Genomic DNA, 19515 nt, shown 5'->3' with positions numbered 1-19515 from the left:
GGATCTAGACATCATGAACATCCGATCCATCGTTAGAGCCGCCGGTACAGCCATGGCCTACGCCGTCGCCGTGCCGGCCTCGGCGCATGGCGGGGCCGAAACCGTCACACCCAACTTTCAGCACACGATTCCCAACCTTCCGGGGAAGTCGTTGACGGCCGTCGTCGTCGATTATCCACCGGGTGCGGCGTCGCCCGCACACAGGCATGCGGGATCAGCTTTCATCTATGCCTATGTCGTATCAGGCGAGATCGAGTCGCAGGTGGGTGATGGTCCCAAGCGCGTCTACCGCGCCGGCGAGAGCTTCTTCGAGGAGCCTGGCGCCGTTCACCGCATAAGCCGCAACGCGAGTGAAACAAAGCCTGCGAAGCTGCTCGCCGTCTTTGTCGCGGACAGCAACGACCACGCCCTTACTACCCCCATCAAGTAAATCACCGCATCAAGGAGTTACATCATGAGCAAGCGTCTCGACTATACCCAGATTGCCCCCGCGGGCGTCAAAGCACTTGGCGGCGTCTACGGATACGTCATGCAGAGCGACCTGTCGCCGGTTCTTGTGGACCTCGTCTACCTGCGCGTCTCGCAGATCAACAGCTGCGCTTATTGCCTCGACATGCATAAGCGCGACCTCCTCCAAAAAGGCATGAAGGTCGAAAAGCTCGCACTCGTGCAGGCATGGAGGGAAGCGGGCCATCTGTTCGACGACCGCGAGCGTGCAGCCCTCGCCTGGGCCGAATCAGTAACCCTCGTGGCGCAGACTGGTGTACCGGACGCGGCCTATGAGGCTGCCCGCGCCGTGTTCAATGAACGCGAGCTGGTGGACCTGACCATCGCCGTCACCCTGATGAATACCTATAACCGTATGGCGATTAGCTTCCGGAACACACCTCAGGCCGTGATGGAACAGTAAAACGCCTTTCGGGCTTGTACAGCCCAAATAGGAACGACTCGCGCTGCGCGTGCATGTGCAACGACGCGGCACAAGCACGGCTGAACCGGTAGCGAGAAATTCAGATAGCGCGACGAGGGTCGGTCGGCAACGTGGTCCTCGCACGCTGCGGGTTGAGCGAGTACGGCGGCAGGAGCAACGAATGTGACATCACGCGTCACACTGCGCACTCCTTAAGCTTCCGGTGCCTTCACCGGAATGGGCTTCGGCCTGACAATGCATGACATGCACTGGGCCTCTGCACAACTTTCGCTTCCTCAGCGAGCTTCGACATGGCATCTTGGAATTGCTGAAGCACACCGGACGCACGCAGGAAAAGCGGCGATGTGCAAAGCTATCAAATCAAGGAGAAAGCGAATGTCCGAAGCACCCACTGCACACACCAGAGATCAGCTGATCGCGTGTTGCCTGCCGTTCCTCGAAGAAGTAAGAGAGATGACGGCGGGCACGGAGGTGGAGCAATGGCTCAATGCCAAATACGGCGTCGACAGCCAGCTGTACATTGACCTTGCACGCCTGATTACGCTGGGCGTTAAAGAAGGCTGGGCAGCCGACGTCGAGATTTCCGGCCCAAAATATCGCCGCGCGCGACTCGTTTCGCCAACTGCGGAAACATTCTTTTTCAGCATCACCGCCGTACTGATGGACAGTACCGACAACACGCAGGACAACCCGGAAGGCGCGTTCCGCGGTGACTACCACTCGCATCCTTATGGCGAGTTCAATCTCGTCGTGCCGCTCAATGAGGGCGCAGCACTCGCGGGTCCAAACGGATGGTGCTATGGAGGCTGGACCGCGCCTGCCCCGGGAAGCCATCATTTCCCGGAAGCGAAAGGTGGCGCTGTGATTGCTTTGTTCTTCTTGCCAGCAGGGCGAATCGCGTACGACGTCAAGCCCTCGGTTCAGTGAGTCGACCAGTGACGCGGCCTGGCGTGCTGCCCACGTCACTAGATCGAAGCCAATTGCTGCCCGCCTCGCGATCACGCAAGAGTTCACGCAGACACCGGTCCGCAAACTCCCCGTCGTTTTCTGCAGCTGTCGTCCCGAACACGCGAACCGCCATGTTCGGGCACCATCGACGTTTCTAAACCCGAAAACGTCGGTGCATCTTCAGAGCCCGTAAAACGATGCGAACTCGTCAGCGGATACCTTTGGCATCTGCGGGCGTCGCTTTGCCCAGTCCGGATCGCCGTAACCCATTGCCATCGTGCAGACCACCAGCTCTTCGGGGCCAAGAGTCAGCTCTTCTCGAATGACGGCGTGATAACGCGAAAGAAACTCCTGGATACACGTGTCCAGCCCCCGCGCCTTTGCCGCGAGCATGACGTTCTGGATGAACATGCCGAGGTCCAGCCAGCTGCCCTTCTCGAGACGCCGATCGATCGTAAAGATCAAAGCGACTGGCGCGTCAAAGAATCGGCAATTCCGCGCGGTATTTGCTGCCCGCGCTGCAACGTCTTCCCGGCCGATACCCAGAGACCCGAAGAATACCGTGCCGAACTCGCGTAGACGCGCCGCAAACGGTTCGGGCAAAGCCTCCGGAAGGTAGCGATATTCGGATGAGTGATCGCCTGGCGACGCTTCGTGCGCTGCACTGATCGCATTGATCAGCCGCTCTTTTGCGTTGCCTGCCGTGACGTGAACGCGCCAGGGCTGCACGTTCGCACCCGTTGCGGCGTAACGCGCAGAATTGAGAATTCCCTTTACGATTGCCGGATCAACCTCGCGATTCAGATAGAACCGGTTGGCAAATCGGCTCATCATGATTCTTTCGAGGTCGGTCAATTCATGTGCCGTTTCGATATCGTCGGTGAACATATAAATAGCCCTTCAATGGATTCCTGATTGAAGGCTACACGGCGAGTCTGAATCTCAGAAGTGCATTTTTCGTAAGAGCCAAATGCATGTAATGCAGCTGGGTATGCCTACGCCCAGCAGCCCTATTTGGCACTCGACGCAGTCAGGGCGGCGTCTGCCAACACGGTGCGCAGCCAGGCATGGCCCTGATCCTCAGTGTGCCGTTCGTGCCAGATCATCTGCAGCGCGCGCGTCGTCGGCTCCCACGGTAATTCTGCCGCGTACACCGTGCCCGATTTCACGAAAAACCTGGCGAGCGAAGCAGGAACGACCGCTGCCATTCGCGTCCCGGCCAGCAAGCTCGGGATAGCCAGGAAATGAGGTTGGACGACCCTGAATTCCGGCCGTTTGCCGACCGATTCGAACGCCGCCACCAGCGCGGTGCGGTCGAACATCTCTGTCCTCCTGGTCAGTCCGCGCTCGGAGAGGAAGCCATCTTCGGCCCCTCCTGTAGAAACCACCAGCAGCGGTAGACTGGCGAAATCTCTTAAACGAATTTTGCGTCCCGCGAGCGGGTGATCGGAAGCGATAACCATCATGTCCCGTTCTTCGAACAGGACCTTTTCCCGAATACGAGATGGCATGTTCGAAAACGATCCAAGCGCAATCTCGACCCGGCCGACATCGATCTGTGTGGTCAAGTCGATCCTGCTCGCTGGCAATAGCGTGACACTCGCGTTGGGCGCCGCGAGCGACGTCCCATGAAGGAATTCGGGCAATATCACCGCGGTGACGTAGTCGGTCGCCGCGATGCAAAATTGCCGCTGCGTGCTGGCGGGTTCGAACTGCTTCGGCCCGATTGCACGCTCAATGACCACAAGCGCATCCCGTACGAGCGGCGCCATCTCCAGCGCACGTGTCGTGGGTTCCATTCCGGCAGCCGTTCGCACAAACAGATCATCGTCAAGAAACGCTCGGAGACGCGAAAGAGCGTGGCTGACTGCGGACGGACTCAGATTGATCGCCTCGCTTGCACGAAGAACGTTCCGTTCCCGAAGGATCGCATCAAACACACGAAGCAAATTCAGATCGAGGTTACTCATCGCCATTGCTCTACCTTTGCATCAGCAGTCTGTTCAAGTTCTATGCAGGCGCATGTCGTCAGGTCCGGTCGGTGCTTCGTCTGGTGAAACATCAGCCCGTCAATGTATAACCTTGCTGCCTAGCAAATTCACACACTTGGACTATGGGCGCGATCATGCCCGTTCTTGTCCTAGGACCCTTATACACGAGCAGCCTCGCTGCATATCAGACGCAGCCAGGCGAGTAATTGCAATGGCCATCCGGCTTCCTTCCGAATGAACCCTGAACATGTCCGCTCCCTGATAGGAGCGGTCGTCTGAATGACGAGGCGGCACGAGGTTTGAAAGGCTGCTTGTGGCCGTGTAGCGACGTTCGATCAATCGAATCAGCACATCCTACTGCCGCTGCTGCCGTGACCTCCCAATTCTCCAATGATGCCGACCGCGTTGGAATCACTTCATATCTTTTACGGCGAACCTCAATCGATGAGACGGCTCGAGAGAGGGTAAACACCTAACTCGGAGGAAGAGCTCCTCGCGTGGGCGAGTCGTCTGATTCTTGGTCTTCAGCAAGTCCGCACACGGCGACTGCCCGGGCTGGGCGTCGTGTTCGACCATCCTAAGCCGCTGATTTAACGGAAGATCTTTCGCCGTAAGATACGCGTGCTCGCGGTCTACCGGTTCAACGTTCGATGAACGTAGTTCAATGTTCCGTGAACTTCGACAATGATGTCGAAATTCGCCGAACCTTGAACAGGGTATGGCCAACCAGCACGGTTTTCCGACCGGCTCGCTCATCCAGCGTTGAACCCCAAATTCACCTAGATTTGAACTTCTTACGGACGGGTTCGCCTAGCGTTGAACTCCTGTGTCGGATAAGCAAAACTCCCTGTGCGCTGTCAGCACGCGCACGTCATGATGTAGGAGCGCTGCCGCCGAGGAGGGCGGGTCCGCAGTTCGGCCTTTGCTGACCTGCGTTGGTTTGCATTGAGACGGCGGCTAAACGATGCGAAGCGGCCAATCGAGGTGAAGACAAGTAAGTGGGACGGCGTCACACGCTTTCGCCCAGAGATCAGGCGGTACGGCGGTGTGTAAACCAAGCTGTTGAGCAGTGGCCACAGGCAAGCGAAGCACGACGGTACCAAGTCCATGTTCCGCGTCAGCAATCGTGGTGAAGTCAATTGCAACGCCTTGCAATTGTAAGTAGACAACTCCTGCCTCAAATACATCTTCATACAAGTGCCAGGACGGGTCCATGGAACCCTCAGATTTGTGCCGCGCAAGGGTTGCGTTGACGCTCATAAGTCACTCCAGTGCAAGTCTTAGTTTCGTCGCTAAGTGGCATAAGGTGGATTAAGCTAACCATGCACGGTGCAGAGCATAGTTAGGCAGTTGCGGTGCCGACCCCTCTGCGCGAGACAGCCCGTCCGTAATTGATAATACGTTGAGAGCCTGTAGGTTTTTGAATAGCAGTTTATCGCTGCAACTTCCCATCCACCCAGTCACGCCAGTCGCGAAAGGAGGCGAATTCGCCTTCGCTGTCTATTGCTGCGACCAACGTCACGCAACGCGGTCTTGAAGGCTATTCTGTGCGGCTCGGGAATGTCAGCGATACGCACCACAACCGGCTCACTGGGGTGCTCAATCGCTTGAACGCAGGCAAGAATCTCGCGGAAGAGCGTCGGACGCATTCTCGTCTCGTTGCTCGCTCGAACGAGCAAGTCTGCGGTGAACGGCAAAGCGCGATCATGCTCATTCATATCGGCGCTCCGGCTGTGATGTCCATTCCTGCTCCTCAATTCGACGATCGCAGTCGCCGGGATTGCGCAGCGACCGGTGACATTCTGGAGAAATTAACCCAAGACAATGTCCATGAGGAACTATACACTCCGGGCCTTGCTGATCACGAGCGTACCCCTCCGCCGAGCTCTTGGCGGCTACCGGCCAGGAGGCGAGCTCGTAGTGCAGGCGCAAGTCGACCGCCTACTCGCCTTAACCAGATCGAATCTCAAGCGGTTCGCTACGCAAGAAGGTACGCGGCTGTTGTTATCGCCGCTGTCGACTACCCTGGATCTTTCACGCAGAAAGGAGCGTCGGCGCAAATTCGGCCGACAGACATTCTTCAACGAAAGCAGCGAACTGACGCGCTTTACCGCTCGCCATACGCCCCGTCGGATACAGCACGGAGAGAGCTATACCCGGCAGCTTCCAGTCATCCATGACGGCGACGACCGCTCCCGATTTTAGTTCGGGAGAAAACGCCCATTCGGACGCGACGGCAAGGCCGATGTCCGACAAGACGGCGGCGCGCAATCCCTCGGTCGCGGATATCTTCACGCGACTCTGTAGTCTGATGGACTGCTCGACGGAGTCCCTGCGGAATGTCCAGTCCTCGCCGCTGTTAATGTCGCGCGTGTAGACCACCGCGTGATGCTCGAGCAGATCTGCAGGCTTCGTCGGAATGCCGCAGCGATCAAAGTACGCGGGTGTCGCGAGTACGCGCCGGCGAGCCTCGCCGATGCGTCGGGCGGTCATGTTTGAATCGCGCAGATCACCCATTCGCAATGCCAGATCGACGCCTTCTTCGACAAGATCTATATTGCGGTCGTCAAGGAGCAGTTCGACTTCCAGGTCGGGATGCTTGCTCAGAAAGCCGGGCAACTTTGGAACGATATGCAGCCTTGCAAAGCAGACTGCGGCGGACACGCGAAGCTTTCCTGTCAGTCCCGCAGCCGTGCCCCGTGCGGCAAGCACGGCCGCGCCCGATTCCTCGACGGCACGCCTCGCACGTGTATAGAAATTTTGCCCCGCCTCGGTTGGCGTCAACGCACGGGTCGAGCGCAGTAGCAATTTGACGCCGAGCCATTCCTCCAGTTGCGCCACGGCCTTCGACACTGCCGGCTGGCCGATGTCGAAATGGCGCGCAGCTGCGGAGAACGAGCCTGTATCGACGACGCGGATATAAATCTCGAATGCGGCAAGGCGGTCCATTGGAATTCTCCTGAGCTGCGCAGAATGGATGAGGCGCCGCGAGCGCAGGGTTCGAAGCACCAGCAAGGTGCGGCGTCTGCCGTGCCGATAGCGTACCTCACCTGGCAAGACGCATTCGATGTGGAGGCCTCATGCCCGCGTGGCGGTGGCAGCCCGCAACGCACAGCCATTCGCGTCGCCGATTTATCCCGATCTGGAATAGACCTCATCCTGATAGAGGGCTATATCCGGCCCCGCCGGTTCTCTACATTTGATCTCAACGCATCGCGTGACGCACCCGTCCCTGGGGTGCGCAACCATACTCTCAAAGGAAACATCATGACCAAGCTGTTTAGTTCCAGCAAAGTCGGCACCTATGACCTCGCTCATCGTGTCGTCCTTGCGCCTATGACCCGTCTGCGCACCATTCAGCCCGATGATATTCCCAGCCCGATGATGGCGAGCTTCTATGGTCAGCGTGCTTCGGAAGGGGGCCTCGTCATCATCGAAGCGGCGAGCATCTCACGGCAGGCGCGCTCGTATCTAGGCGCGGCAAGCATCTTCCACGACGGTCAGGACGCGGGCTGGAAGGCGATCGCCGACGCGGTGCACGCGAAGGGTGGTCGTGCGTTCCTGCAACTGATCCACGGTGGACGTCAGAGCCACGTCGAAGTCAACGACGGCGGCTCGCCCGTCGCGCCGTCGGTGGTGCCGTTCGAAGGCGTTGCGCTCACCACGGACGGGTTCGTTCCGGCGTCGCCGCACCGTGCGCTGGAAACCCACGAGATTGCGGGGATTGTCGAAGACTTCCGTCAGGCTGCGGAACGCGCGAAGAAGGCCGGCTTCGACGGTGTCGAATTGCACGGGGCCAACGGCTATCTCGTCGACCAGTTTATCCAGGACGGCACGAACCGGCGTACCGATGAATACGGTGGCCCGGTCGAGAACCGTGTGCGTTTCATGCGCGAGGCACTCGAAGCGCTGATTTCCGTGTTCGGCGCGGATCGCGTCGGGGTGCGGATCTCGCCGTCGGGCGAATGGGGCGGCGTATCCGACAGCGACCCTGAGGCGACGTTCAGCCATGTCGCCAAGGTGCTCGACTCGTACGGGATTGCCTATCTTCACGTCATCGAGCCGCGTATCAAGGGGGACGATACATTGCATCATGGCCATCCTGTCGTGGCGGCGGCGTATCTGCGTCCACACTTCTCGGGTCCGATCATCGCGGCGGGCGGGTTCGATCGCGAAAGTGCGATCGCGGTCGTTGAGTCGGGCGTGGCCGACTTGGTTGCATTCGGACGTCACTTCTCGTCGAACCCGGATCTTCCCGCTCGCCTGGCGCGTGATCTGCCGCTCACGCCTTATGTCCGCGCGGCGTTCTGGGGAGGTAACGAAGAGAACTACTCGGACTTTCCAATGTATGAAGTGCAGCAGGCAGCAAGCCGCACTGTCCAGGATGAAGAAAGTGCCGAGGCGGTGTAACGGCTTGTTCGGGCGTTCGCGGGATGCAGCGTGACAGCAAGAAAGCCGGCCGTGCGCAGGCCGTTGCGATGCGCGGCCGGCTTCGATGGAGACATCGATCATGAGTCAAGCACAAGTGGTAGTGGACACGGATGCCGCGGCGGAAATCACGATGGTCTCGAAGGCGGCTGCAGCAACGAACGCGCTGCATGCGGGAGCCCGGGCGCCGACGTTTGCCTTGCATGACACGCTCGGCCGCCGCATCGCGTTGGATCAACTGCTGCGCGCGGGTCCGGTCGTGCTCTATTTCCAGCGTGGTTCGTGGTGTGCATTCGGTGAAGAAAACCTCGTGCGATTTTCGGCCGTGCATGAGCGTATTGCTGCCGCGGGAGCGACGGCGCTTGCCGTTGCTCCGCCTGGTCAATCGGACGATCGCGCTGGCGTGTTACCGATTCCCAAAATCGTCGACACCGACCTCGGCCTTGCGCGAGCGTTCGGTTTAACCTTCGATCTTCCGGAGGAGCTGCGCAGTCGCTATATAGATCTGGGCTATGTACCACCCAGGATACGCAAGTCGGGCGTGTTTCTCGTCCCGGTCCCAGCGACCTACATTCTCGAGCAGGACGGCGTTGTCGTGTTTGCGCACGTCGACTTCGACTACCGAAACGGATTGGATACGGAGTCCTTGCTGAAGGGGCTCGACGCGCTTCGGGTGAAACGCAAAATTCGCGATCGAGATCGCCCGCGTGGAAGTCTTCCAGCCTTGACGGTCGTGACAAAAGCTCACGATTTCACGCACTAGTGGCGAGCGGTAAATGCGTCAGTACTAATTCGGCATCCGTCTTCGCATCCGCTTTTGGAGACTTCCTGCCAGTTGCCGCGCGAATCGCCTCGTCGTATGGACGTGCGGAGATGCAAGCGATTCCTTCACCAAGCTGGGCATTGTCCCGGAAATTCCGGAGGTCCTGCCTTATTGACGGTCCCTTGAAAGCAAAGTGTTTCACCACTTCGTCGCCGCTTGTTGTGTTGCTTCGTCTGGGGCGGCGAAGTGGATCTTTCCACTCGACGAGGATATGGAGTTCTTATGGCTAAGCTAGGTAATAAGGTTGCCATCGTGACAGGCGGTTCGCGGGGCATCGGTGCTGCGATTGCCAGAAGATTGGCCGCGGATGGAGCACGCGTGGTGATCACGTTCTCTAAAGGCAGTGAAGCCGCTGCAACCGTGGTGAAAGCAATTGAAGCCGCTGGAGGCGAGGCGATCGCAATACAGGCCGATGCCGCAAGCGCAGAGGCAATCAATAATGTGGTACAGCAGACGATTACCGCGTATGGCGGACTCGACATTCTCGTCAACAATGCAGGCACAGCGATTCCGAAACCGTTTGAAGTGACGACGCTGGAGGAATTGGACCACGTGATCAACCTAAATATCCGAGGCGTGTTCCTGTCAACTCAAGCGGCTCTCAAGCACCTGAGGACTGGCGGTCGCATCATAAATATCGGCTCGTGCGTGGGCGAGCGAATGATGACGCCCGGCCTTGTTTCGTATTCTGCGACGAAGGCTGCTATACGCATGTTCACGCAAGGCCTGTCCCGCGAGGTGGGCGAACGCGCTATCACCGTCAACAATATTCAACCCGGTCCGATTGACACGGATCTCAACCCAGCAGGGGGTGATTGGGCCACCCCGCAGCTAGAGATGACTGCCCTTAAGCGGTACGGGCACGTCGACGAAATTGCGGCGATCGTCGCTTTTGTTGCTAGTGACGAGGCGGCGTATATCACCGGAGCGAATCTAACGGTTGATGGCGGAACGAATGCTTAGGTGAGAGTCAACTGACTCTCGTCGCAGCGAACTTGCCGTGCTTGTTACGTATCGGGTAATTACGCACGCAGATGTCGGATCACTTTGGCGCAGCGCACCATCGTTGACTGACACATCGCCATTTGCATCTTTATTGAAGTAACCAACGGCCGTTGAGCTTTCGAGGACGGCCGTTTATCTCGCAGTCGCGGACTGGCCGAAATGGGTCGTGAGTGTGAGCTCGCTGTTACCGGCGGTTGCGGTCCTGCCGCGCGACACCGCCAAGGTCAGCGATCCGCCTGGCTGCTGACGTTGAACAGAATCTCACAATGTCGGCTATGGCCGCACCGTATTTACCATCAGGCTATGCGCACGCGTCGGCGCGGTACTACGCCTCGGGCTTGCCAACGCATGGTACGAATGAGATGCAGCCTGGTACGCTGTACTCGCGGCGAGAACTGGATGTCCTCCCTCAATTACCAGCGCTAACATCACTTCCGAATTTTGCCGGCCAAAAAATGAATCAGGCGGGCTCCTCTCAACGAAATTTTGTACTGAAACGGTTCGATCATTAATTCGAGTACCGAGCGTTCGATGTCTGCGTTGCGCGTCGCGGTGGCATCTGGATGCCTCGACTATCGGCAGGGGAATGCCTTAGCAAGAGCGATCATCGTTTCCATGCGACCGCTTTCGTGGAGATGTTCCGGATTGTCTCGAAGCCATTTCGTCACAATCCGGACGAGTTGGTCGTTGGAGATCCCGTTTGTGGGCAGACAGATGGCAGGTTTTCCATACATGCTGGACGTCAATCCAACAGCATCTATAAAACCCGAGAGGTAACCCACGCACCATAGGGATGCGGCGAGCTCTGCGTCCGATAACTGCCCGCCATCTTGCTGCTTGACTGTTGCGCTGCAAGCACTTAGAAGGTCTTCGCCAGTTGGCATTGCCACCACGCAGGCATTCCACGACAGGAGGTAGACGAGGATGGTGCAGCGAGTCAGGACGCGCATGGCTCTCCTTCCTTGGCAAAGTCTTACATCCTCAAGTCCCGATCCAATTTGGCAACCACGCTGCTAGAGGCACGCAGTCGAGAGGATTTCAGCGCGCGGGTTGAAACCCTCCGACTATCTGTTTCCGAGTCGCCTGCACGTGTCAGCGCACGTGTCGACGCGTCAGTATGCTCGCATCGTACATCGTTGGGTCGGGTCAATCGGACTGGACGATGCTGCCTACGGCACGCACACGATGCGCCGCACGAAAGCCTCGTTGATCTATCGACGAACAAAGAACCTGCGCGCGGTTCAGTTACTTTGGGGCCATACGAAGCTCGAGAGCACGGTTCGATACCTTGGGATCGAGGTAGATGATGCGCTCGAGATGGCCGAGCAAACCGAAGTCTATTAGCTGTTGGCCGGTGAGCGGACGCTTGCCGGCCAGTTACTGCCGCTCGGTCGTCATGAGAACGCATCATTCAAACGACCGGTCCACTCCGAAACCTGCCAGCTGATCTTTGGAAGTCTCGTCATGACAGCCGATCGAGATAGGGCATGTCGCTTCAACTCAAGACGCCCGGGCGGGAGCGGCCGGGCCGCGTACGGGGCGGACTTCTTCGATAATGCGACCCTCTTCAAGGCGGATATAGCGGTCGGCCGCGCTGAAATAGCGGTCGTCGTGCGAAATCACAATCAGGGTTTTGCCCTGACGCTTCAGATCGGGAAGGATTTCGCTGTAGAAGATGCGTCGGAAAGTCGGGTCCTGGTCGGCGGCCCATTCGTCGAGCACCATCACCGGCCGCCGTTCGAGATACGCGTGCACTAATGCCAGCCGCTTGCGTTGCCCGGTCGACAGATCGGTCGTCGTAAACGCGCCGCCGCGGATCGAAACTTTATGCGCAATCTCGAGGCGCTCCAGATACTTTTGCGCTTCGGCGGTGAGCGTGGCCTCGCCGGGAATGAGCGTGTCGAACAGATAGTAGTCGGAGAACACGGCGGAAAACAGCTGGCGGTAGTCGTCCAGGCGTTCTTCGTGCACCGATTCGCCGTTCAGCAGTAGTTGCCCGGCGTCGGGCTGATAGAGGCCGAGCAGCAGCTTGATTAAGGTGGTCTTGCCACAACCGTTTTCCCCGACGATGAACAGCGTTTCGCCGCGTTCGATGGTCAGACTGAGCGGCCCGAGTTCGAAGCCACTGCCGCTGTTGCCATGAATAGATGCGTCGCGTTCGTCCTGCGGCTTCGCGAAACGATAGTGCGCATCGGCGAGGGTGATGGTGTCGAACAGCTCGGCGAGCCCGACGGACGAACCCGTGCCGCGAGCAGCGACGAGCGAGGGCTCGGCGGACGAAAAGCGCGCGGATAATTCGGCGATCCGCTGCAATGCCACTTGCGCGCGGCCAATCGAGGGTAGCGCGCCGACGAGCTCCTGGATCGGTCCTTTCATGTACAGCAGCACCAGCACAAAACCGGTGATGACCGCGCGGTCCGCACCCGGCGACCACGTCTGTAAGTTCAGCATCACACCGACGACGACAAAAAACAGCAGCGACCCAAACGCATTGGCCGTAACGAAAACGTTGGCGGCGCGCACTCGCAGCCGGCAAATTGCGTCGATGGTGCCGGACAGTTCTTGCTGGTAGACAAAGCTGCGGCGCGGGCCGTTCAGGCGCAATTCCTTGGCGCCATCAGTGATCGAGCGATAGTGCTTCTGCAAGCGGTCTTCTGCTTCGCGCGCGGCGCCGAACCGACGCAGGCCCACACGCCGCGCCAGCGCCTGGACGATCGACCCGAGCGCGATCGCGACGAGCGCGATGATCAGCATCCGCGGCGAAAGCACCAGGAGATAGCCGAGGCAACCCACGACTGTCGCAGCGGCAATGGCGAGGCTCGAGAACATAAACGAAAACGAACTGATCGTATCGATATCCTGATTCAATGCAGAAATCAGCCGATGGCTGCGAAACTGCTCGATCTGGCTGATCGGCGCGACCATGATCTTCTCAGACAGGTTTTTACGCAGCATCGCGATCACGCGCTGGCCCACCAGATTGTTGCCGATGTCCGAGATGACTTCGCCTGCGAGCGTTAGTGCACATAGGCTGGCAAAACTCCACATCAGAGTCGGCAACGCGGCTGCGCGGTCATGTAGTGTGCGATTGGTGACCGCCAGCAGCGCAGCGGTGGCAATACCACTCGCAGCACCCATCGTGGTGGCGAGTACGGTAATCGGCCAGAGTCGCCTGAGCAATCCGAGCAGTTCCGCAAACATCCTGTTCTCCTCGAGTTTCGAAAGTTCTATGTACAAAAAAGAGCCGGTGACGCGGCCTAGCGACGGCGTCCGAGCAGCCACATCAGATAGGGCGCGCCGATCAACGTCGCAACGAGGCCAGTGGGCAACTCGCGCGGCATCAGCAGCGCGCGGCCGAGCCAGTCGGCGACCACGATGGTCAACGCGCCGATCGGTCCGGCCAGCAGCAACTGCTGCAAAGGCCGGCGCGCGCCGAGGAGCCGCGCGAAATGCGGCGCGGTCAAGCCGACGAAGGACAGCGGTCCGACCACTAGCGTGGCCGCCGCAGTCAGCAGCGCAATCAGCAGAAGCAGCATGAAGCGCGCGCCTCGCGTGGACACGCCGAGCGCACGCGCCGACGCTTCGCCGAGCGGCAGAATCTGCAGCCAACGGCTGACGAGCGGCGTCAATGCGCACAACGCGATGCAGAGGACGAGAGCGATCGTCGCATCGGCCGGTGTGATCGTGTAGGTCGAGCCTGCGAGCCATTGCAGCAAGATGCTGGCGCGCTCGCCGCCGCTTGCAATGGCGACCGCGACCACGGCCTGAAACAGCGCTCCGATGGCAATGCCCGCGAGCAACACGCGACCGGGCGCGAAGCGCGAACGCACCGAGAACCAAAGCACCGCGAGCAGCGCCGCCATGGCTCCGGCCGCGCTTGCAGCGAGGCGCGCGATGTGTCCCGCATCGTCGAACCCGATCACCATCGCTATCAAACCGAGCGCCGCGCCTGAGCTCACGCCAAGCACCTCGGGACTCGCCAGTGGGTTGCCGGTAACTCGCTGCATCAGCATGCCGGCTACCGCGAGCATCACTCCAGCGGCCAGCGCGGCCAGAGTGCGCGGCGCACGCCAGATGGCCACGCGCGAAAATTCGTCCAGACTGCTTAGATGCCAGCCATGCGGGCCATGGCCGAAATCCAGTGCGAGCACGAGTGCGGCGAGCGTGACGATCACGATACCGGCGAAGCGCCGCTGCAACGAGGACGCCGTCACCGGATGCTGACGCACAACGTCGTCGGTGCCGCCAGGCAACCGCGGCGCGCGATGCATGCGGGCGAGCAGCATCAGCATCAATGGCGCGCCAAAGAGCGCGGTCGCCGCGCCGGTCGGGATCAGATCGCCCATCACGCCGGATAGTTGCTGCACGGCCTGATCCGTGAGCCATAGAATCAGCGCGCCGCACAACGGCGCGGCCACCAGACGCCTTGACAAGCGGCGGGCGCCCGCCATCTGCGCCAGCGCGGGCGCGGCCAGGCCGACAAATCCAATCACGCCGACCGCGCTGACGACCGCCGCGCTCAACACGACCGCAAGCGCAAGCGCGGCCAGCCGCATGCGTCGCAGTGACATTCCGAGACTGCGCGCGTTGACGTCGTCGAGGCCGAATAGCGTCATCGGACGCAGCAGCAGGAATGCGAGCGCACCGCCGATCGCGAGGCGCGACGCGAGCATCGTCACGTTGCTCCAGTCCTGCTGGACCAGCGACCCGCCGCCCCAGATGAACAGACCGCGCAGATACGGCGCATAGAACAGTTGCAACGCGACGCCGATCGATCCGCAGTAGAGCGTGACGACCAGTCCCGCGACCGCGACCGTGACCGGCGCGAGTCCGCTGCACCACGACAGGCCGAATACGACCACCGCCGTCAGCAACGCACCGCCGAGCGCGATCCATTGGGCGCCGCTTCCGAATAGCGCGGGTGCCCACAGCGTCGCAACCGTCAACGCGAGTTGCGCGCCGGCCGACACGCCGAGCGTGATCGGTTCGGCGAGCGGATTGTGCAGCACCTGCTGGAAGATTGTGCCGGCGAGCCCGAGAATCGCGCCGCACAGCCAGCTGATAAGGAGGCGCGGCAACCAGCTGTCGTGCGCGACGATCAGCTGGATGTCCATCGTATCCGGCGACCGTAGCGCGTGCCACCACAGCGACGGCGGCAGGATCTTCGACAGGCTTTCGAGACTCAGCGTCAGCGCCGCGCTGAGGGCGAGCAGGGCGATCACTGCGGGCAGCCATGCGCGGAGCGTGAAATGCCGCGGATAGGGACGGGCGATGTTCATCAACGTGTCTGCGGTTGCACCGGGGTAGTCAACGCGGTGTCCTGCGTCAGCGCGGTGCTCAACGCGCCAGCGAAGCGGACGGCGGAGGGCAGCATGCCGAAGCCCCAGAATGGCGGCAGCGTCGCGACGCGTCCACCGGCGACCGCGGGCAACGCGTGCCACAGGCGGTTCGAGGCCAGCGTGCGAGCGACGCCCGTGGGCAGCGGGTCGAAATACAACAGGTCGGCCGTCGGCGATGCGGCGAGCTTTTCAAGCCCGGCTACACCGATGCCCCAATAGTCGGTCGGACCGTGCCAGGCGTTGCTGACGTCGAGTGCGTCCATCACATCCTGGAACAGGCTGCGTGCGCCGTAGACGCCGACATGCCGTCCGTCGAAAAAGCGGATCAGATAGAGGGGGCGCGGCGTTGTGGATTGCTGCCGGCGCACGCGGTGCACAACGATTTGCTCGCGACTCGTCGCGAGCACGCGGTCGGTCGTGTCGATCAACACCTGGCCCACATTTGCGCGGCCGCATAGTTCCGCGAGTTGCAGCGTGACCTGCTGCGAGTGGTGCAGCGGTGCGCCCGCATCTGTGTAGACGGCGAATGAGCGTACTGGAGCGATCCGTTCGAGCATCTCGCGCTGCGATTCCTGGCTCAAGTTGATCAGGATCAAATCGGGTGCGAGTTGCTGTAAAAGTTCGAGGCTGGGCGCAAGCCGCAGCCCGACATCCGGCACGTGCGCGGGCACCCGTGGGGTGATGACGCTTTCGTTATACGCGGCGATTTCGCTGACGCCGACCGGTGTGACTCCGATTGCCAGCAGGGTTTCGACGAGGCCCCAGTCGAGCACGACCAGCCGCGGCGCGGGACCCGGCGCCTTGACGGAAGAGACGAGGCCCGCGGTAGCAGCCTGCACGCTCGCCAGTGGCCCAGCCAGCGGTGCCAGCGCCGCGGAGCGGAGGAAATCGCGGCGGCGCATTTCAGCGTGCCACGCCTAGGCGGCTACCGCTATGCGGATGGATGACGATGTCCATCGGAATGCCGAAGATCGATTCGAGCATGTCGCTTTGCATGACGTCGGCGGGCGTGCCGCGCGTGAGCAGACAGCCCGTGTGTAAGGCGATCAGTTCGTCGCAGAAACGCGTGGCGAGGTTGATGTCGTGCAGCACGATCACCACGGTGAGCGCGTGGCTGTCGGTGAGTCGGCGTAACAGCCGCAGCACGTCGATCTGATGGGCGATATCGAGCGCGGAGGTCGGCTCGTCGAGCAGCAGACACGATGCACCCTGCGCGACCAGCATCGCGAGCCACACGCGTTGCCGTTCGCCGCCCGACAGATGATCGACCAGCTGTGATTCGAAGCGCGCAGTGTCGGTGAGTTGCAGCGCTTCGTCGATCTTCAAATGATCCGCCGCGCGCAAGCGGCCGAGCGCACCGTGCCATGGATAGCGGCCCAGCGCGACCAACTCGCGCACGGTCATGCCGGTGCCGGTAGGCGGATTTTGCGGCAGATAGGCCACCTGCCGCGCAAAGTCGCGAGCCGGCCAGTCGGCGAGATCGGTGCCGTTCAGGCGGATCGTGCCGCGCGACGGCTTTTGCTGATTCGCGATGAGCTTGAGCAAGGTGCTCTTGCCCGACCCGTTGTGGCCGATTAGCGCGATCATCCGGCTCGCGTGCAATGCAAGGGTGAGCGGTTGCAACAGAACCCGGCCGTCGGCCTCGAACGACGCACCGTCGAGTTGGTACAACGCGGCGGGCGTCGCACGCCCGTCCTCGTCGTGAAGATCCCGCTTCGCCGCCGGCTGTTCGAGTTGCTGCTGGGTTATGTCGATCAACGCGCTCATCCTTGATTGCTTATTGCTCTGTCAGTCTTACCAGCGGTAGCGGGCGGTCGCCAGAACCTCGACACCGTCGCCGAAATGGCAGTTGCCATAAGTCTGACAGGACGCCGTGTAGGTGCGATTGAACAGGTTCGTGCCGTTCAGCGAGAACAGCCAGTGCGTGTCGGTGTCGTAGCGCACGGCCGCATCGATCAGCGTGCGCGAGCCGACGTGGATCGTGTTCGTCTGATCATAGCTCGCACCGACGTAGCGCACGCCACCGCCGAAGCTCAGGCCGCGCAGCAGCCCTGCATGCAGCGAGTAGTCGAGCCACGCCGATGCGACGTTGCGCGGAATCCCCCACGTTTGCAGGCCTTGCTGCGAAACCGTCGAGCCGTCGATAGTGGTGCCGGTCAGATTGGTTGCCGTCGAGACGCTGCTCAGATACGTGTACGCCGAGATCAGCGCGAGGTTGTCGGTCAGCATCGCATGGGCTTCGAGTTCGACGCCGCGTGCGCGCACCTGGCCGATCTGCGTGCTATAGCCAAAGTTGTTCGGATCCGAGGCCGCCACGTTACGTTCTCTCAGGTCGAACAAGGCTGCCGTGACAAAGCTGTTGAAGCCCGGCGGCTGATACTTCACGCCGATTTCGTATTGATCCGCGGTGGTCGGACGCAGCGGCGTGCCGCTAAAAGTCGCGCCGATCTGCGGCGTGAACGACTTCGAGTAGCTCGCGTACGGCGCGATGCCGTTGTCGAACAGATACACGAGACCGGCCCGCCACGTGAACGCGCGATCCGACTGGTTGATGTCATAACCGCCGATCGGATTATTGTCTTCGGAGCGCGCCCAGTCTTCACGCACGCCGACCAGGAAGCGCCATTTGCCATAAGCGATCTGGTCCTGCGCGTACGCGCCGAATTGCGACATGCGGTCCATGTCGTCGGACGTGACCGTCGTGCCGGAAATCGGCAGGTAGACCGGAGCAAACAGATTCAGGCTCGGCTGAACGAAGTTCGAACCCACGGTTTCGTTGTACAGCACGCGCTGGAAGTCAAAGCCGAACAGAACCGTATGCGACAGCGGGCCGGTAGAGAATTTCGCCTGAGCCTGGTTGTCGACGATGAAGAACTTGGCGGTTTCCTCGTTCGTGAACGAGTAGCGGTTGACCGTGGTCGTCGAGCCCGCGATAAAGCCGTTCGGGTACGGGAACACGTTCGCGAGGTCGTCGCTGACCACCGTATAGCGCAGGTTCTGACGGACCGTCCACGTCGGATCGAAGCGATGCTCGAACTCGTAGCCGACCGAATATTGGGTGCGCGAGTGGTGATCGAAATCCGGGTCGCCGACGTTCGTATGGCTCGAAATCTGCCCGTTCGGATTGAACAGCGCGCTGCCGCTCGCGGGCACGTAGTTGAAGTAGCCGACGTTCGGGTCGCGCTGGTATTTCGCGAGCACCGTCAGCGTGGTGTTTTCGTCCGGCTTCCAGGTGACGGCCGGCGCGATGTAAAGGCTCGACTCCTTCACGCCGTTCACCTGGGTTTTGGCGTCGGACGCGAGGCCGGTCAGGCGGTACGTCAGCTTGCCGTCGGAGGTCAGCGCACCGCCCATATCGAAGCCGGATTCGGCGTGGTTATGGCTGCCGGTGGTCACGTAGATTTCGTGAAGCGGATCGGCGGTCGGGCGCTTGCTGATCAGGTTCGCGATACCGCCGGGGTTCGCCTGACCATACAGCACCGACGACGGTCCCTTCATCACGTCGACGCGTTCGAGCCCGTACGTGTCGAAATTCGGCACCCCGTAGCCGAAGGCCGAACTGCTCGGCAACCGCGAGCCATCCAGGTATTGCTCGAGAACGAAGCCGCGGCTGTAGAGATACGGGGCAGCGGCCGTCGAGCCGCCTAGCTGCTCGGAGACCACGCCAGCGGTGTAGCGCAACGCTTCCGCAACGGTGTTCGCGCCTTGCATCGTCATCTGGTCGCGCGTGACCACCGAAACCGATTGCGGCGTTTCGATCAGCGTCGTATCCGTTTTAGTCGCTGTGGCCGCGCTCACCGGCACGATACCGTCGGCGGAACCGACTCGCGGATTGTCGCGCGCGCTCGTCACCTTGACGGGCGGCAGGCTGGACGAACCGGCTGTCCCGGCAGCCGGTGCATCGGACGATGTTTGTGCATACACCGCCGAGCTTCCGCTCAGCAGACAGAACAGCAAGCTAAGCGCGGTCGATCCGCGCACCCCTGTACTCATGTGAAATTCCCAAAATTGACTGTGAATGGTAGTGCAAATGATTCTTACTAAACCTTA

At 60.6% G+C, this 19515-nt stretch carries 17 protein-coding genes and 1 pseudogene; 7 read left to right on the top strand and 11 right to left on the bottom strand.

Annotation, left to right across the window (positions count from 1 at the left end):
• Positions 1-13 precede the first annotated feature (13 nt).
• From NCS28_RS10735 to NCS28_RS10725, 3 genes are all read left to right on the top strand, one after another.
• Entirely contained in the window at positions 14-430 is a 417-nt protein-coding gene (locus NCS28_RS10735) for a cupin domain-containing protein (RefSeq protein WP_250513806.1), read from the top strand.
• A 24-nt stretch (positions 431-454) separates the two neighbouring features.
• On the top strand, positions 455-910 hold the full coding sequence (locus NCS28_RS10730; RefSeq protein ID WP_250513805.1) for a carboxymuconolactone decarboxylase family protein: 456 nt from the start codon (positions 455-457) through the stop codon (positions 908-910).
• Between the two features lie 396 nt (positions 911-1306).
• Complete coding sequence (locus NCS28_RS10725) at positions 1307-1858, top strand: 4-hydroxylaminobenzoate lyase (RefSeq protein WP_250513804.1); 552 nt, start codon at positions 1307-1309, stop codon at positions 1856-1858.
• Positions 1859-2059: 201 nt separating this feature from the next.
• On the opposite strand, the gene NCS28_RS10720 is transcribed toward NCS28_RS10725, so the two are convergent.
• The 5 genes from NCS28_RS10720 to NCS28_RS10700 all read right to left on the bottom strand — a co-directional run bounded on the left by NCS28_RS10720 (position 2060) and on the right by NCS28_RS10700 (position 6819).
• Complete coding sequence (locus NCS28_RS10720; protein WP_250513803.1) at positions 2060-2767, bottom strand: nitroreductase; 708 nt, start codon at positions 2765-2767, stop codon at positions 2060-2062.
• A gap of 122 nt (positions 2768-2889) precedes the next feature.
• The gene (locus NCS28_RS10715; protein ID WP_250513802.1) at positions 2890-3849 is read right to left on the bottom strand and encodes a LysR substrate-binding domain-containing protein; all 960 of its coding nucleotides are present in this window, start codon (positions 3847-3849) and stop codon (positions 2890-2892) included.
• A 978-nt stretch (positions 3850-4827) separates the two neighbouring features.
• Entirely contained in the window at positions 4828-5130 is a 303-nt protein-coding gene (locus NCS28_RS10710; protein ID WP_250513801.1) for a hypothetical protein, read from the bottom strand.
• A 200-nt stretch (positions 5131-5330) separates the two neighbouring features.
• Positions 5331-5588, bottom strand: a complete 258-nt coding sequence (locus NCS28_RS10705) for a hypothetical protein (RefSeq protein WP_250513800.1) — start codon at positions 5586-5588, stop codon at positions 5331-5333.
• A gap of 316 nt (positions 5589-5904) precedes the next feature.
• Complete coding sequence (locus NCS28_RS10700; RefSeq protein ID WP_250513799.1) at positions 5905-6819, bottom strand: LysR family transcriptional regulator; 915 nt, start codon at positions 6817-6819, stop codon at positions 5905-5907.
• Positions 6820-7137: 318 nt separating this feature from the next.
• On the opposite strand from NCS28_RS10700, the gene NCS28_RS10695 reads away from it, so the two are divergent.
• The 3 genes from NCS28_RS10695 to NCS28_RS10685 all read left to right on the top strand — a co-directional run bounded on the left by NCS28_RS10695 (position 7138) and on the right by NCS28_RS10685 (position 10084).
• Entirely contained in the window at positions 7138-8280 is a 1143-nt protein-coding gene (locus NCS28_RS10695; RefSeq protein WP_077160256.1) for an alkene reductase, read from the top strand.
• Between the two features lie 100 nt (positions 8281-8380).
• The gene (locus tag NCS28_RS10690; RefSeq protein ID WP_250513798.1) at positions 8381-9061 is read left to right on the top strand and encodes a redoxin domain-containing protein; all 681 of its coding nucleotides are present in this window, start codon (positions 8381-8383) and stop codon (positions 9059-9061) included.
• A 282-nt stretch (positions 9062-9343) separates the two neighbouring features.
• A complete protein-coding gene (locus tag NCS28_RS10685) occupies positions 9344-10084 on the top strand; it encodes an SDR family NAD(P)-dependent oxidoreductase (RefSeq protein ID WP_250490226.1) in 741 nt (246 codons plus the stop codon).
• A 614-nt stretch (positions 10085-10698) separates the two neighbouring features.
• Here the strand turns inward: NCS28_RS10685 and NCS28_RS10680 are convergent.
• The gene (locus NCS28_RS10680) at positions 10699-11076 is read right to left on the bottom strand and encodes a Rap1a/Tai family immunity protein (RefSeq protein ID WP_250513797.1); all 378 of its coding nucleotides are present in this window, start codon (positions 11074-11076) and stop codon (positions 10699-10701) included.
• 85 nt (positions 11077-11161) lie between these two features.
• Between NCS28_RS10680 and NCS28_RS10675 the strand changes: the two are divergent.
• Positions 11162-11470: pseudogene (locus tag NCS28_RS10675) on the top strand (tyrosine-type recombinase/integrase); the annotation flags it as partial.
• Positions 11471-11626: 156 nt separating this feature from the next.
• Here NCS28_RS10675 and NCS28_RS10670 read toward each other — a convergent pair.
• The 5 genes from NCS28_RS10670 to NCS28_RS10650 are packed head-to-tail and all read right to left on the bottom strand — an operon-like array spanning position 11627 to position 19458.
• Positions 11627-13327 carry a cyclic peptide export ABC transporter gene (locus NCS28_RS10670; RefSeq protein WP_250513796.1) on the bottom strand — a complete coding sequence of 567 codons (1701 nt, stop codon included), beginning with the start codon at positions 13325-13327 and terminating at the stop codon, positions 11627-11629.
• A 56-nt stretch (positions 13328-13383) separates the two neighbouring features.
• Positions 13384-15405, bottom strand: coding sequence for a Fe(3+)-hydroxamate ABC transporter permease FhuB (fhuB, locus tag NCS28_RS10665; protein ID WP_250513795.1), 2022 nt, complete (start codon positions 15403-15405; stop codon positions 13384-13386).
• A complete protein-coding gene (locus NCS28_RS10660; protein WP_250513794.1) occupies positions 15405-16367 on the bottom strand; it encodes an ABC transporter substrate-binding protein in 963 nt (320 codons plus the stop codon). Before NCS28_RS10660 ends, fhuB begins: the two co-directional genes overlap by 1 nt.
• A gap of 1 nt (position 16368) precedes the next feature.
• The gene (locus NCS28_RS10655) at positions 16369-17223 is read right to left on the bottom strand and encodes an ATP-binding cassette domain-containing protein (RefSeq protein ID WP_250513793.1); all 855 of its coding nucleotides are present in this window, start codon (positions 17221-17223) and stop codon (positions 16369-16371) included.
• Between the two features lie 36 nt (positions 17224-17259).
• Positions 17260-19458: a TonB-dependent siderophore receptor gene (locus NCS28_RS10650; RefSeq protein ID WP_250513792.1), complete on the bottom strand. Its 2199-nt coding sequence runs from the start codon at positions 19456-19458 to the stop codon at positions 17260-17262.
• Between the last annotated feature and the right edge of the window lie 57 nt (positions 19459-19515).

The organism is Caballeronia sp. INDeC2, assembly GCF_023631325.1.
In the GTDB taxonomy this organism is placed as follows: domain Bacteria; phylum Pseudomonadota; class Gammaproteobacteria; order Burkholderiales; family Burkholderiaceae; genus Caballeronia.
Note: the sequence above shows the minus strand (reverse complement) of the source record. Positions and strands in the feature narration are given on the sequence as shown.